This window comes from Solwaraspora sp. WMMD791 (assembly GCF_029581195.1).
Taxonomy (GTDB): domain Bacteria; phylum Actinomycetota; class Actinomycetes; order Mycobacteriales; family Micromonosporaceae; genus Micromonospora_E.
Window position 1 is genome coordinate 5,549,234 of record NZ_CP120737.1, and the last position, 13,075, is coordinate 5,562,308.

The 13,075-nt window shown below is 73.4% G+C and carries 15 protein-coding genes; 8 read left to right on the top strand and 7 right to left on the bottom strand.

The window, feature by feature from the left end:
* Positions 1-46 precede the first annotated feature (46 nt).
* Positions 47-916, bottom strand: coding sequence for a dihydropteroate synthase (gene folP / locus O7623_RS24855; protein WP_282225399.1), 870 nt, complete (start codon positions 914-916; stop codon positions 47-49).
* 144 nt (positions 917-1,060) lie between these two features.
* On the opposite strand from folP, the gene O7623_RS24860 reads away from it, so the two are divergent.
* Genes O7623_RS24860 through O7623_RS24875 form a run of 4 tightly spaced genes read left to right on the top strand, consistent with a single transcriptional unit; the run spans position 1,061 to position 3,398 of the window.
* A complete protein-coding gene (locus tag O7623_RS24860; RefSeq protein ID WP_282225400.1) occupies positions 1,061-1,642 on the top strand; it encodes a DivIVA domain-containing protein in 582 nt (193 codons plus the stop codon).
* Positions 1,639-2,124, top strand: a complete 486-nt coding sequence (locus O7623_RS24865; protein ID WP_282225401.1) for an SRPBCC family protein — start codon at positions 1,639-1,641, stop codon at positions 2,122-2,124. Before O7623_RS24860 ends, O7623_RS24865 begins: the two co-directional genes overlap by 4 nt.
* Before the next feature lie 32 nt (positions 2,125-2,156).
* Positions 2,157-2,738 carry a DNA-3-methyladenine glycosylase I gene (locus tag O7623_RS24870; RefSeq protein ID WP_282229551.1) on the top strand — a complete coding sequence of 194 codons (582 nt, stop codon included), beginning with the start codon at positions 2,157-2,159 and terminating at the stop codon, positions 2,736-2,738.
* 33 nt (positions 2,739-2,771) lie between these two features.
* Positions 2,772-3,398 (top strand): hypothetical protein, encoded by a 627-nt coding sequence (locus tag O7623_RS24875; protein ID WP_282225402.1) that lies wholly within the window; start codon positions 2,772-2,774, stop codon positions 3,396-3,398.
* 72 nt (positions 3,399-3,470) lie between these two features.
* On the opposite strand, the gene O7623_RS24880 is transcribed toward O7623_RS24875, so the two are convergent.
* Together O7623_RS24880 and O7623_RS24885 are read right to left on the bottom strand one after the other, a co-directional pair.
* A complete protein-coding gene (locus O7623_RS24880; RefSeq protein WP_282225403.1) occupies positions 3,471-4,262 on the bottom strand; it encodes an enoyl-CoA hydratase-related protein in 792 nt (263 codons plus the stop codon).
* A 66-nt stretch (positions 4,263-4,328) separates the two neighbouring features.
* The gene (locus tag O7623_RS24885) at positions 4,329-5,126 is read right to left on the bottom strand and encodes a PaaX family transcriptional regulator C-terminal domain-containing protein (RefSeq protein ID WP_282225404.1); all 798 of its coding nucleotides are present in this window, start codon (positions 5,124-5,126) and stop codon (positions 4,329-4,331) included.
* Positions 5,127-5,315: 189 nt separating this feature from the next.
* Here O7623_RS24885 and O7623_RS24890 point away from each other — a divergent pair, with 189 nt between their 5' ends.
* Together O7623_RS24890 and O7623_RS24895 are read left to right on the top strand one after the other, a co-directional pair.
* A complete protein-coding gene (locus tag O7623_RS24890) occupies positions 5,316-5,483 on the top strand; it encodes a DUF3117 domain-containing protein (RefSeq protein WP_007455245.1) in 168 nt (55 codons plus the stop codon).
* 142 nt (positions 5,484-5,625) lie between these two features.
* Entirely contained in the window at positions 5,626-7,218 is a 1,593-nt protein-coding gene (locus O7623_RS24895) for a peptidase M17 (protein WP_282225405.1), read from the top strand.
* A 143-nt stretch (positions 7,219-7,361) separates the two neighbouring features.
* On the opposite strand, the gene O7623_RS24900 is transcribed toward O7623_RS24895, so the two are convergent.
* Positions 7,362-7,934 (bottom strand): O-methyltransferase, encoded by a 573-nt coding sequence (locus O7623_RS24900; protein ID WP_282225406.1) that lies wholly within the window; start codon positions 7,932-7,934, stop codon positions 7,362-7,364.
* Positions 7,935-8,160: 226 nt separating this feature from the next.
* On the opposite strand from O7623_RS24900, the gene O7623_RS24905 reads away from it, so the two are divergent.
* Both O7623_RS24905 and O7623_RS24910 read left to right on the top strand, forming a co-directional pair.
* On the top strand, positions 8,161-9,540 hold the full coding sequence (locus O7623_RS24905; RefSeq protein WP_282225407.1) for a trypsin-like peptidase domain-containing protein: 1,380 nt from the start codon (positions 8,161-8,163) through the stop codon (positions 9,538-9,540).
* A gap of 75 nt (positions 9,541-9,615) precedes the next feature.
* Positions 9,616-10,068: a preprotein translocase subunit TatB gene (locus O7623_RS24910; protein ID WP_282229552.1), complete on the top strand. Its 453-nt coding sequence runs from the start codon at positions 9,616-9,618 to the stop codon at positions 10,066-10,068.
* A gap of 21 nt (positions 10,069-10,089) precedes the next feature.
* Here the strand turns inward: O7623_RS24910 and O7623_RS24915 are convergent, their stop codons facing one another.
* From O7623_RS24915 to O7623_RS24925, 3 genes are read right to left on the bottom strand one after another with little or no spacing between them, the layout of a single operon-like run.
* A complete protein-coding gene (locus tag O7623_RS24915; RefSeq protein WP_282225408.1) occupies positions 10,090-11,238 on the bottom strand; it encodes a P-loop NTPase in 1,149 nt (382 codons plus the stop codon).
* Between the two features lie 28 nt (positions 11,239-11,266).
* On the bottom strand, positions 11,267-11,812 hold the full coding sequence (locus tag O7623_RS24920) for a DUF1003 domain-containing protein (RefSeq protein ID WP_282225409.1): 546 nt from the start codon (positions 11,810-11,812) through the stop codon (positions 11,267-11,269).
* Complete coding sequence (locus O7623_RS24925) at positions 11,805-13,070, bottom strand: CBS domain-containing protein (RefSeq protein ID WP_282225410.1); 1,266 nt, start codon at positions 13,068-13,070, stop codon at positions 11,805-11,807. The genes O7623_RS24920 and O7623_RS24925 overlap by 8 nt, the downstream gene beginning before the upstream one ends.
* Between the last annotated feature and the right edge of the window lie 5 nt (positions 13,071-13,075).

Consider the following 13,075-nt stretch of genomic DNA (forward strand, 5'->3'; position numbering starts at 1 on the left):
TGCGTCCGGCTCGACGAACGTGCTGCGCCGGAGCTGCCCGGCGGGATCAGGCCAGCGCCCGGCGGGACACCGCCGGCGGCCGGTCGCCGCGGACCGACGCGACCATGTCCAGGACCTGCCGGGTCTGGGCCACCTGGTGCGCGCGGAACACCCGGGCGCCCAGCCAGGCGGAGACCGCCGTCGCGGCCAGCGTGCCGGTCAGCCGCTGGTCGACCGGCACGTCGAGGGTCTCGCCGATGAAATCCTTGTTCGACAGGGCGACCAGGACCGGCCAGCCGGTGGCGACCAGTTCGTCGAGGCGGCGGGTCACCTCCAGCGAGTGCCGGGTGTTCTTGCCGAAGTCGTGCGCCGGATCGATCAGGATCCCGTCCGGGCGTACCCCCAGCGCCACCGCCCGCTCGGCCAGTCCGGTCACCGTGGCGACCACGTCGGCCACGACGTCGTCGAAGGCCGCACGGTGCGGCCGGGTCCGAGGGGTCGTCCCACCGGTGTGAGAGCAGAGCAGTCCGGCCCCGGTCGCCGCGGCCACCTCGGCGAGCTGCGGATCCGCGCCGGCCCAGGTGTCGTTGAGCAGGTCCGCGCCGGCGGCGACCGCTTCCCGGGCGACCTCGGCCCGCCAGGTGTCGATCGAGATCACCAGGTCGGGGAAGGCTGCCCGGACCGCCGCGATGGTGCCGACCGTACGGTCGATCTCCTCGGCGACGTCGACCGCCGTACCCGGTCCGGCCTTCACCCCGCCGATGTCGACGATGTCCGCGCCGTCGGCGACGGCCTGTTCCACCGCGCGCAGCGCGGCGTCGGCTGCGAACGTCGCGCCCCGGTCGAAGAACGAATCGGGCGTACGGTTCACGATCGCCATCACCGCCAGGTCGCTGGCGGCGAAGACCCGCCTACCCAGCCGTAGCGGGTCCGCCATGGCACCTCCTTGCCGCAGTCTGCGCCGGTATCGCCTGGCCCGGTCCGCGTCTGAGAGGGTAGTCGGGCACCGGAGAGCACCGAGCGGACCGCGACTCGCCGTCGGGGGGTCGCCCTCGCCGCGTCGACATGCCACGATTCGGTCATGGATCAGTTTCTCCTCGTCCTGGTCGCCGCGCTGACCGTCGCCGCGGTCGTTTTCGGAGTCACCGTCCTGGTCACCGGCAACGACCCCGGCCTGACACCGGTGGAGCCGGACGGGCGGGCGGTGCCGCTGCCCGGCACCCGGCCGCTGCTGGAGCAGGACATCACCCGGGTCCGGTTCGACACGGCGGTGCGGGGCTACCGGATGGCGCAGGTCGACCAGGCGCTGCGCCGGGCCGCGTACGACATCGGCTACAAGGACGAGCTGATCGAGGTGCTCCAGGCGGAGGTGGCGGCGTTGCGCGAGGGGCGCACCGAGGACGCCGAGGTGCTGCGCCGGGCCCGCGACGCGGCGCTGGTGGCGGCCGCCGAGCCGGCCACGGCCGACAACGACCTCGCGACGACCCCGCCTGAGCAGGGCAGCGGCGACGCCGCTCCGCCCGAGCCGGGCAGCGTCGCGGTGCCGGCGGAACAGGGCAGCGTCGCGGTGCCGGCGGAACAGGGCAGCGTCGCGGTGCCGGCCGGCCCGGCCGACGGCACCGGGTCGACCGCTGTGCGGCCCGGCGACGGTGCGGCCAGGTGAGCACGTCAAGAGAGGCCGAGGCCGCGACCCCCGGCTCCGGCGAGGTCACCGCGACCGTCATCGTCCGGGCCCCCGCCGCGCGGGTCTTCGCCGCCTTCACCGCCTGGGAACGCCAGTCCGACTGGATTCCGTTCACCGAGGTGACGGTGGCCTCCGGCGACGGCGGCGAGGGCAGCCTGATCGTGGCGGTCACCGCGGTCGGTCCGGTGTCGCTGCGCGACGAGATGCGGGTGGTCCGGGTGGATCCGCCGTACGAGGTCCGGGTGGTGCACTGTGGTGCGCTGCTGCGCGGCCCGGGGGTGCTGCGCTGCACGCAGATGGACCACGACCGGACCCAGGTCGTCTGGCACGAGTGGTTCCACCTGCCCGGCGGTGTCGCCGGCCGGCTGGCCTGGCCGCTGTTGTGGCCCGGATCGAAGGTGAGTCTCACCCAGGCGTTGAAGAAGTTCGGCCGGCTGGTCGAGGCCGGGGCGCTGCCGTGACCGGCGGTGGGCCGACCTCGCCGACCGTGCCGATCGGGTTGAGCGTCGACGCGGACGGCCTGGCCCGCTGCGCGTGGGGCGCCGGCCCGCAGGAGTACCGCCGCTACCACGACCAGGAGTGGGGGCGCCCGGTACGCGGCGACGACGCGCTGTTCGAGCGGCTCACCCTGGAGGCCTTCCAGTCCGGGCTGTCCTGGCTGACGATCCTGCGCAAGCGGGAGGCGTTCCGCGCCGCGTTCGACGGCTTCCGGATCGCGAAGGTTGCCGGGTACGGCACCGACGACGTGACGCGGCTGCTCGCCGACGCCGGCATCGTCCGCAACCGGGCCAAGATCGAAGCGGCGGTGGCCAACGCTCGGGCCGCCCTGGACCTGCCGACCGGCCTGGCGGACCTGCTCTGGTCGTACGCGCCGCCGCCCCGCGCCGGCCGGCCGGCGTCGGCGGCCGACGTACCGGCCCGGACACCGGAGTCGACCGCGCTGGCCAGGGAACTGAAGCGGCACGGTTTCCGGTTCGTCGGCCCGACCACCGCGTACGCCCTCATGCAGGCGACCGGGATGGTCGACGACCACGTCGACGGCTGCCACGTGCCACCACCGGTACCGGTGCGGTGATCCGCACACCGGGTGCCGTGGTGGGATAGGGACATGCACGACGAGACGACCCGATTCGACCCCCCGGCGGCCGCCTCCGGCGAGGCCGGCGGCACCGGCGCCTGGGCGGTGGTGATCCCGGCCCAGCGGTACGAGGCGGAGCGGCTGTTCCACCACGACTCCCTCGAGCTGACCGGCCTGGACAGCGGGCCGCGCCCCGCGTTCGGCGCACCGGTGCTGGTGGTGACCGACGGCGAACAGCCGTTCGTGGTGGCGCTGGGTCGCGTCGGTGCCGCCGGCGGCGGCACCGAGGGCGGCGAGACCCGGGCCGGCGGCCCGCCGCCGCTGGTGGTCCACTACACCTGCCGCGCCTTCGACGATCCGGTGCCGGCACCCTCGCTCGTGCTCACCGGCCCGGTCACGGCGGTCGACGTCGCCACCTACCGCAACCTCGCCGGGCAGTTGGCACCGACCGGCGACCGACGGACCTGGCTGGTCAGTGTCGATCTGCCGATCGAGGCACCGACCGCGGCCGAGGCGGTCCGGGTGTTCTGGTCGTACGTGCGGGAGCTGGGGCCACGGGAGCTGCCCGCCTTCGTGTATCCGTCCGGTGACGAGCTGGCGATGCAGGCCTTCGTGCTCGGTGCCGAGGCCAACCAGGACCCGGAAGAGGACGACTGACCGGTGCCGTACGGCTCGTTCCGGCGTACGGCTCGTTCCGACGAAACGGCTCGTCTCGGCGTACGGCTCGTCTCAGCGGCCGTCGAAGACCGGCCGCTGCTTGGCGACGAACGCTGCGGTGGCGTGCCGGTGGTCGGCGGTGCCGCCGCACAGCGACTGGGCATGTTCCTCGGCGGCCAGCGCGTCGGCGAGCGTGCCGGAGGCGCCGACCGACAGTTGGCGTTTGATCGCCCCGTACGCGACGGTCGGCCCGGCCGCCAGCCGCGCGGCCAGTTCCTGGGCGGCCGGCAGCACCTGCTCGTCGTCGTCGACGAGCCGGTGGAGCAGCCCGATCCGGTGCGCCTCGGCGGCCGGCACCGGCTGGGCCAGCAGCATCAGCTCGACGGCCTTCGGGAAGCCGACCAGTCGGGGCAGGGCCCAGGACACCCCGGTGTCACCGGCCAGGCCGACGTTGGCGAACGCCATCAGGAAGCTGGTCCCCGGGCCGCCGATGCGCAGGTCGGCGAGCATCGCGAGCGAGGCACCGGCACCAGCCGCCGCCCCCCGCACGGCGGCGACGACCGGCTTGGACAGCCCGGCCAGCCGGGCGGCGATCGGGTTGTAGTGCTCCCGCACGGTGTCCAGCGGATCACGGCTGCCCGACTCCAGCGTCGCGACGTGTTCCCGCAGGTCCTGGCCGACGCAGAAGGCGCGGCCGGCGCCGGTGAGGACGACGGCCCGGCAACCGGGGTCGGTGTCCAGCTCGGCCAGGACGTCGCGCAGCGCCTCCTTGAGCGCGACGTCGAGGGAGTTGAGCGACTCCGGGCGGTGCAGGGTCAGTGTCACGACCGCGTCGGTGCGGTCGACGAGCAGTGGGTCGGTCACGGCTGGTGGGCCCTTTCGTCTGCTGGCCGCCGGACGGTCGGGCCGGTCAGCGGTGGTCGGTGCGGGTCAGCGGTGGTTGATGTCCAGGCAGGTGTCGACGTAGCGGTCGGCGGCGGGTCGCAGCCGGGCGGCGTGCCGGTCGAAGAAGGTGGCGGCGCTGGTGCCGGGCCACCGTTCCGGAAGCAACGCCGGTGGCAGCTGCGGATCCTGGAACAGGAATCCCCGCCAGGCGTGCACCAGCCGGAAGCGGGCGGCGTAGGCCTCCTCGTCGCTGCTGCGGACCGTCACCCGGGCGAGCAGCGGGCGTTGCTCGGCGACGAACCGCTCGTACGCCTGGCCGATCTCGGCCAGGTTCCAGGCCCGGCGGACCAGGGCGGCGGCGCCGGCGGTGCCGCCGGTGTGCGCGGCGGTGAACCGCTCGAACCGGACGCCGGCCTCGGCCAGCAGGCCGTCCACCTCGCTGGCGGTCCGGGTCGCCACCCAGGTGTGTTCGTCGAGCATCCCGTACCCGAGGTAGCTCAGGTTGGCGCAGAGTCGTTGCCGTTCCCGGCGGGCGCTCGGGGCGTCCAGCACCAGCAGGTCGAACTTGCCGTCCCAGGCGATCCGGCCGGTGCGGTAGATCCGGGCGGCCGCTTCGTCCAATCGCCGGGCGGCCTTGGGCGTCAGCAGATAGCCTGGCCCGGCGGCCATTCGCGACGGGTGCAGCCAGCCCTGGCGCACCATCCGCGACACTGCGGTCCGTACCGCCGGCGGCGCGATGCCGAGCGGGGCGAGCAGTCTGACCAGGGCAGCGACGGGTGCCCGACCGCCCCGTGGGCGGAGGTGGTCACCGAACAGGTCGAAGAGCGCCGACCGTGCCTGCATGACCGCACATTGTGACAGCCCGGTTCAAGATAAGCTAGATGCTGTCACAGCATTGTGGCCTCGGTTTGGGTCCGGCGGTGTTCATCAGGGAAAATCGTTGGTCGGCACCGTGGCAGTGGCACGCGGTGAGACTGACGAGGTGGCTGGGGCACACCCAGCGGCCCTGGGGCAAGTCTGAGGGGAGACAACATGGCGGCGATGAAGCCGCGGACGGGCGACGGTCCGCTGGAGGTCACCAAGGAGGGCCGGGGCATCGTCATGCGGGTTCCGCTGGAGGGTGGGGGCCGACTCGTCGTCGAGATGACGCCCGACGAGGCCAACGCGCTCGGTGACGCGCTGAAGGCCGCCGCAGGCTGATCGAGCCGGACCCGCGGGGCAGCGCTGGCCCACGGGTCGACATAGCGACGGTTGACGAGTCCGCCGATCCGGTCCCCGCCGGGTCGGCGGACTCGGTATGCCGTGGGCATCAGTCGTTCGCGTCCCAGGAGGTAACCCCGGCGTGTTCGCCATCCGTCTGCCGGCGGACACCGATGTCGCCGACCCCGTCGTCGCCGACACCGTCGTCCTGCCCGTCACCGCCGCGCGTGCCGGCGTCGACATCCGTATCGCCGCACCACCGCAGCAGCTGCACGTCGAAGGCGACCGGGCGGAGCTGGTCGCGTCCGCCGCCGCGCTGGCGGCCCGGGCCGGCCACACCGGTGGTCCCGGTGAGGTCGAGGTACTGCACCGGCCACGGCTCGCCCCGTACCGGGTGCTGCTGGTCGGAGTCGGTGTCGGCGACGAAGCCGGCTGGCGGACGGCGGGTGCCGCCGTCGGCGGGACGATCCGCCGCGAGCTGGCCGCCGACGCGTCGCCCGACGGTGCCTGGCTGGTCGCCGTCGGGCCTGACCCGGCCGACCCGCCACCGTCGGCACCGGCCGACCCGGCGTCGGTCCGGGGCTTCGCCGAGGGATGCTGGCTGGCCGGCTACCGGTTCGCCGTCCCGCCGGGCGACGCCGCGGCGATCGCATCGACCCGGCCGGAGTCCGACGCCGGTCCGGCCGGTACGCCGCAGATCCTGCTCGCCGTCCCGCCGACCCCGGCGGTCGAGCAGGCGCTGCGCGCGGCCCGGGTGACCGCCCACGCGACCCTGCTGGCCCGCGACCTGACCAACATGCCGTCCTCGATCAAGAACCCGGCCTGGTTCGTCGACCAGGTGCTCGCCGCCACGGCGACCCGGCCGGGGCTCGCTGTCACCGTGCGTGGGCCACAGGAGCTCGCCGCCGAGGGATTCGGCGCACTGCTCGCGGTCGGCGCCGGCTCCGCGTCCACACCACGGCTGGTGGAGATCGACTGGGCGCCGCCGACGGCCCGCCTTCATGTGGTCCTGGTCGGCAAGGGCATCACCTTCGACACCGGTGGTGTCTCGATCAAACCGGTCGACGGCATGAAGCTGATGCGCAAGGACATGGGCGGTGCCGCCGCCGTGGTGGCCACCGCGATCGCCGTCGCCGACCTGGCGCTGCCGGTACGCCTGACCGTGCTGGCCCCGCTCGCGGAGAACATGGTCAGCGGGAGCGCGTTGCGCCCCGGCGACGTGGTGCGCCACTACGACGGGCGGACCAGCGAGACCACCAACTCGGACGCGGAGGGACGGCTGGTGCTCGCCGATGCGATCGGCTACGCGGTCAGCCGGTACGAACCGGACCACCTCGTCGACCTGGCCACGTTGACCGGCGCGAACGCCGTCGCGCTCGGCCGCCGGACGGCGGCCCTGTACAGCGACGACGACGCGCTCGCCGGACAGTTGCTCGCCGCTTCGGCGGCCGCTGGTGAGAACGCCTGGCGGATGCCGCTGCACGGCGACTACGTCGAGTACCTGGGTAGTGAGATCGCGGACCTGTTCAGCGCGCCGGACCGGGGGGCCGGCTCGGTGGTGGCCGCCCTCTACCTGCGCGAGTTCACCGGTGCGCTGCGGGACCGCTGGGCGCACTACGACATGTCCGCGCCGTCCTGGTCCGATGACGAACACGCCGAGCTGACCCGGGGGGCGACGGGTTGGGGCGTGCGGACGCTGGTGCGGTGGCTGGCCGCTGTCGACCCACCGGCATGACCGGCCGTCCGGTCGGCGTGGCCGGCGTGGCCGGCCGTCCGGTCGGCGTGGCCGGCGTGGCCGGCCGTCCGGTCGGCGTGGCCGGCCGTCCGGTCGGCGTGGCCGGCGTGGCCGGCCGTCCGGTCGGCGTGGCCGGCCGGCGATCAGCGCCGGACCGCGGCCAGCAGCCCGTCGCCGGCCGGCAGCAGCGCCGGCACCCACTCGTCGGCCTCGCGGACGGCCTTGACCAGCTCGCGAATGGTCACCGTCTCGGCGTCGCGCGCGGTCGGGTCGCCGATCCGGCCGTCGGCCAACGCGCCGTTGACCGCCAGGATGCCGCCGGGGCGCAGCAACCGCAGCGCCGCGTCCACGATCGCGCCGTACTCGGCGCTGTCGCCGTCGACGAACACCATGTCGTACGCCGCGTCCGCCAACCGGGGCAGCACGTCGCGCGCCCGACCGGTGATGATCCGGGTACGCGAGGCGGCGAACCCGGCCTCCAGGAAGATCCGGCGGGCCATCCGTTGATGCTCGTTCTCCACGTCGATCGTGGTGAGTACGCCGTCTGCGCGCATGCCCCGCAGCAGCCAGACGCCGCTGACACCGGTGCCGGTGCCGATCTCGACGACCGCGCGGGCGTTGCCGGCGGCGGCGAGCAGCCGCAGGGTGGCGCCGGTGTCCGCGCTCACCGCCCGCAGCCCGACCTCCTCGGCCAGGCTGCGGGCGGTACGCAGCACCAGGTCCTCGGCGGCGTATCCGGCGACGAACTGGAGGGCCTGGGGCGCGGTCGTCCAGGCGGGGGGACGGGTGACCGGGGTGATGGCGCACCTCCAGCGGGGGGTCGGGTGGCGGTTGCCGCTACGAGCGTAGAGCGCCGCCGCAGGTCCGACCCGCCCGACCCGGAAACCCTTCGGCGACCGCTGAATGTTCCTCGATTATCCGTGCAATCCTGGACGGTGAGCGATGTCGCCGTACGGACGGGTGCCGTCGCCCTGGGGGATGGACTGGGAGGCAATCGTGACCGACGGCGGTAACTGGCGCCGGGCCGACGGGAACACGGTGCCGGGGCACCAGCCGCCGGTCGGCGGCTGGCCGCAACCGCGACCACAGCCGCCGTCCGGGTCGACTGCGTCGCCGTGGTGGTCGGACGCGCTGCGGGATCCGTGGCGTGACCCGTACGCCCCGTCGGCGGTGGTGGTCGAGGTGCCGCCGGTCGGCGCGGGTGCGGCCGGTGGCCCGGAGGTGGTGTCCAACCCGGACGCGACGGCCCGGCGCGGGCTCACCCCGCTGGTGCTCGTGTCGGTGATCACGGCCCTGCTCGCCGGCAGCCTCGGCGGGGCGCTCGGGTTCGCCTTCGCGGTGCGCGGTGGGGCCGCGACCGGCGGTACGGCGCTCGGAGCCGGCCCGGGGAATCCACCCGGCCTGGCGCAACGTCCGGCCGACTCGTTCGCCGGTGTCGCGCAGCGGGTGCTGCCGAGCGTGGTCACCGTCCAGGTGAGCAGCGCTGCCGGGCAGAGCGTGGGTTCGGGGTTCGTGGCGACCGCGGACGGCTACGTGATCACCAACGACCACGTCGTCGGCGTCGGCGCGCGCGAGGCGATGGTGCTGTTCAGCGACGGGTCGACGGCGGGCGCGTCGATCGTCGGGCAGGATCCGGAGTCCGACGTGGCGGTGATCAAGGTCGACCGGACCGGGTTGACCCCGGTCGAGTTCGGCGACTCCGACGCGATCGCCGTCGGCGATCCGGTGTTGGCTTTCGGCTCACCGCTGGCGCTGACGAACACGGTCACCTCGGGTATCGTCAGCGCGATCGACCGGACGATCCGGGCGGGTGAGCCCGGCGGGCAGCAGCGCTACTACGCGGCCATCCAGACCGACGCGGCGGTGAACCAGGGCAATTCCGGCGGGCCGCTGGTGGACGGGGCAGGCCGGGTGATCGGCGTCAACTCGGTCATCAAGTCGTTGGCCGCCGACGAGGAGACCGCCGGCAACATCGGTCTCGCCTTCGCCATCCCGATCAACCACGCACAGCGGATCACCCTGGACATCATCAACACCGGAAAAGCGCGGCGGACCGTGTTCGGCGCCAACGTCACCGACGCGGCCGGCACGCCGGGGGCCGGCGTACGGCTCAGTGACGTCGTCGACGGCGGCCCGGCGGCCGCAGCCGGCCTGCAGGCCGGCGACGTGGTGCTGCGCATCGACGGCCGCCCGCTGGACCAGGCGACCGATCTGATCGCCCTGGTGCGCAAGTATCCGCCGGGCGCGGTGGTCGCGGTCGACTACCGACGCGGTACGGAGAACCGGTCCGCATCGGTGACCCTGGCCGCCGACGCCAAGTAACAACCGGTCGGCCCTCCCGGACCGGCCCGCGACGTGCGTACTCTTGCCTTCGACGGCGGCGAGGGAGGCGACATCGTGTTCGACAACCTGAACTGGTGGGAGATCGGGCTGATCCTGATGCTCGCTCTGTTGATCTTCGGTGACCGGTTGCCGCAGGTGATCTCCGACGGTCTGCGGATGGTGCGCAATCTGCGCAACATGGCCCGCAATGCCACCTCGGACCTCAGCCGCGAGCTGGGCACCGACATCCAGCTGGAGGATCTGCACCCCAAGGCGTTCATCCGCAAGCACCTGCTCAGCGAGGAGGACGAGGCGGCACTGCGTAAGCCGTTGCAGGGCGTCTACGACGACCTGCGGTCCGACATCGGCGGGGTGCGTGACGAGCTGCGCGACGTCGCGGCGGCGGCCGACCTGAAGTCGACGACGGCACCGGCACCGGCCCGTGACGCGGTCGTCCCGTCCGCGCCGGCAGCTGCCGCGCCGACACCCGCCGCGCCCGTCAAGCCGGTCGACGTCGACGCCACCTGAGTTCAGGTGGTGGCCGGCGGTTCAGCGGCCGGCCGGGCGTAGCCCCAGCGGCTTGCCGAGCAACGACTCGCGCCGGACCGCCAACCGGTCGGCGACGCCGACGAGGGCCTTGGCGGCGGCGGCCGTCGGGTCGGCCAGCACGATCGGAGTGCCCGCGTCGCCGGTCTCCCGGACCCGGGTGTCCAGCGGAATCTGCCCCAGCAGCGGCACCGCCGCGCCGACCGTACGGGTCAACGACTCGGCGACGGTGGCACCGCCGCCGCTGCCGAAGATCTCCATCCGCTCACCGGTGGGCAGCTCGAGCCAGGACATGTTCTCCACCACGCCGACCAGCCGCTGATGGGTCTGCAACGCGATGGCGCCGGCGCGCTCGGCGACCTCGGCGGCCGCCGCCTGCGGTGTGGTGACCACCAGGATCTCGGCGTTGGGCAGCAGCTGGGCCAGGGAGATCGCCACGTCGCCGGTGCCCGGCGGCAGGTCCAGCAGCAGTACGTCCAGCTCGCCCCAGTAGACGTCGGCGAGGAACTGTTGCAACGCCCGGTGCAGCATCGGCCCGCGCCAGACCACGGCGGCGTTGCCGGCGGTGAACATGCCGATCGAGATGACCTTCACACCGTGCGCCTGGGGCGGCATGATCATTTCCTCGACCCGGGTCGGCTTGCCCTGGGCGCCGAGCATCCGGGGCACCGAATGTCCGTAGATGTCGGCGTCGATCACCCCGACCGACAATCCCCGGGCCGCCAGGGCGGCGGCCAGGTTCACCGTCACGCTGGACTTGCCCACCCCGCCCTTGCCGCTGGCCACCGCGTACACCCTGGTACGGGAGCCGGGCTGGGCGAACGGGATCACCGGTTCGGCGCCGGCGCTACCGCCGCGCAACTGCTCCTGCAGCGCTTTGCGCTGCTCCGGGCTCATCACCCCGAACTCGATCTCGACGCCGCTGACCCCGGAGACCCGGGTCACCGCCTCGGTGATGTCGCCGCGCAGCTTGTCCTTGAGTGGGCAGCCGGCGACGGTCAGCAGCAGCTCCACGCGTACCAGGCCGTCGGCGCCGACCACGACGGAGCGCACCATGCCCAGCTCGGTGATCGGCCGGCGGATCTCCGGATCGTTGACCGTGGCCAGGGCGGCGTTGACGGCATCGGTGACGGTGCTGGTCGGTGCGGACATGACCGCCATGCTACGTCGCGGTGACCGGTCAGCGCCGGTCGCCGTCGACCTGCTGCGGTCCTTCCAGCGGCCGGCGTTCCAGGCGGTGCCGGCGGTGTGCCTGTTCGTCGAGTTCCTCCGCGAGCCGGCTCAGCTCCGAGCGGAGAAAGTCGCGGGTCGCCACCTCGCCGACCGCCACCCGCAGCGAGGCGATCTCCCGGGCCAGGTACTCGGTGTCGGCCTTCTGCATCGCCGCCCGCCGCCGGTCCTCCTCCAACGAGACCCGGTCCCGGTCGGCCTGCCGGTTCTGCGCCAGCAGGATCAGCGGGGCCGCGTACGAGGCCTGGACCGACAACATCAGGGTCAGGAACGTGAAGGTGTACGGGTCGAAGCGCAGCTGCGCCGGGGCCAGGGTGTTCCAGGCGATCCAGCCGACGACGAAGACCGTCATGTAGACCAGGAAGCGGGCGGTGCCCATGAACCGGGCGATCGCCTCCGCCCACTGCCCGAACGCCTCCGGGTCGTAGCGGGGCAGCGACAACCGGCCCGGATCGCGAGGCTGGTCCAGACGTACGGTCCGGCGGTGCTCAGCCATGTGCGCTCCCGTCGTCGAGCGGGGTGTCCCGGTCCCGCCAGTCCGCCGGCAGCGAATGGTCCAGTACGTCGTCCACGGTCACCGCGCCGACCAGCCGGTTCGTCGCGTCGACCACCGGCATCGCCACCAGGTCGTAGGTCGCCATCCGCCGGGTGATCTCCAGCAGCGGCGTCTCCGGCTGCAGCGGGTCGATGCCGTTGTCGACGACTCCCCCGAGCAGTTCCGCCGGCGGCTCCCGGAGCAGCCGCTGGAAATGGACCACGCCCAGGTACTTGCCGGTCGGGGTGGCCATCGGCGCCCGGGCGACGAAGACCTGGGCGGCGATCGCCGGCGGCAGCTGCGGCTCGCGGATGCGGGCCAGCGCCTCGGCGACGGTGGCATCCGGGGTGAGAATGACCGGTTCGGAGGTCATCATGCTGCCGGCGGTTCCCGCCTGGTACTGCAGCAGCTGACGTACCGAGTCGGCCTCGTCGGGCTCCATCAGGTCCAGCAGCACGTCCTGCTCCGGCGGCGGCAGCTCGGCCAGCAGGTCGGCCGCGTCGTCCGGATCCATCTCCTCCAGCACGTCGGCGGCGCGTTCCCGGTCCAGCGCGGTCAGGATCGCCACCTGGTCGTGCTCGGGCAGCTCCTCCAGTACGTCGGCGAGGCGTTCGTCGTCGAGCGCGGCGGCGATCTCGTGCCGGCGGCTGTCCGGGAGATCCTGCAGGGCGTTGGCCAGGTCGGCGGCGCGCATCTGGTCGAGTACGGAGAGCAACCCGGCGGTTCCCTGGGTGTCCGGCAGCCCGATCAGCCCGCGCACCCGGTGCCAGTCCAGCTGGTGCAGATGACCACGGCGGGTCAACCGACCGGTGATCTCACGGACCGCGACCCGGGTCAGGGACCATTCGCCGATGCGGTTGGCCTCCATCGCCACGTCGACGACGGTGCCGGGGCGCTCGTCGGCGTCGAAGGCGACCCGGCGGTCCAGCAGGTCCTCCAGCACCAGCAGCTCGTTCGGCCGTTTCTCGAATCGCCGCAGGTTGAGGGTGCCGGTGCCGAGCAGCACCGACTCCGGGTCGATCGCGGTCACCCGGCCCATCGGAAGGAAGATCCGCCGGCGCATCGGCATCTCGGCCACCAACCCGACCACCTGAGGGGGCCGGTTGGTGGTGCGTAGCCGTACCACCGCGTCCCGGATCCGCCCGACCTGGTCGCCGTTGGGGTCGAAGACGGCGAGCCCGGCGAGCCGGGCGATGTACACCCTGGTCGCCATAGTCACGGGCA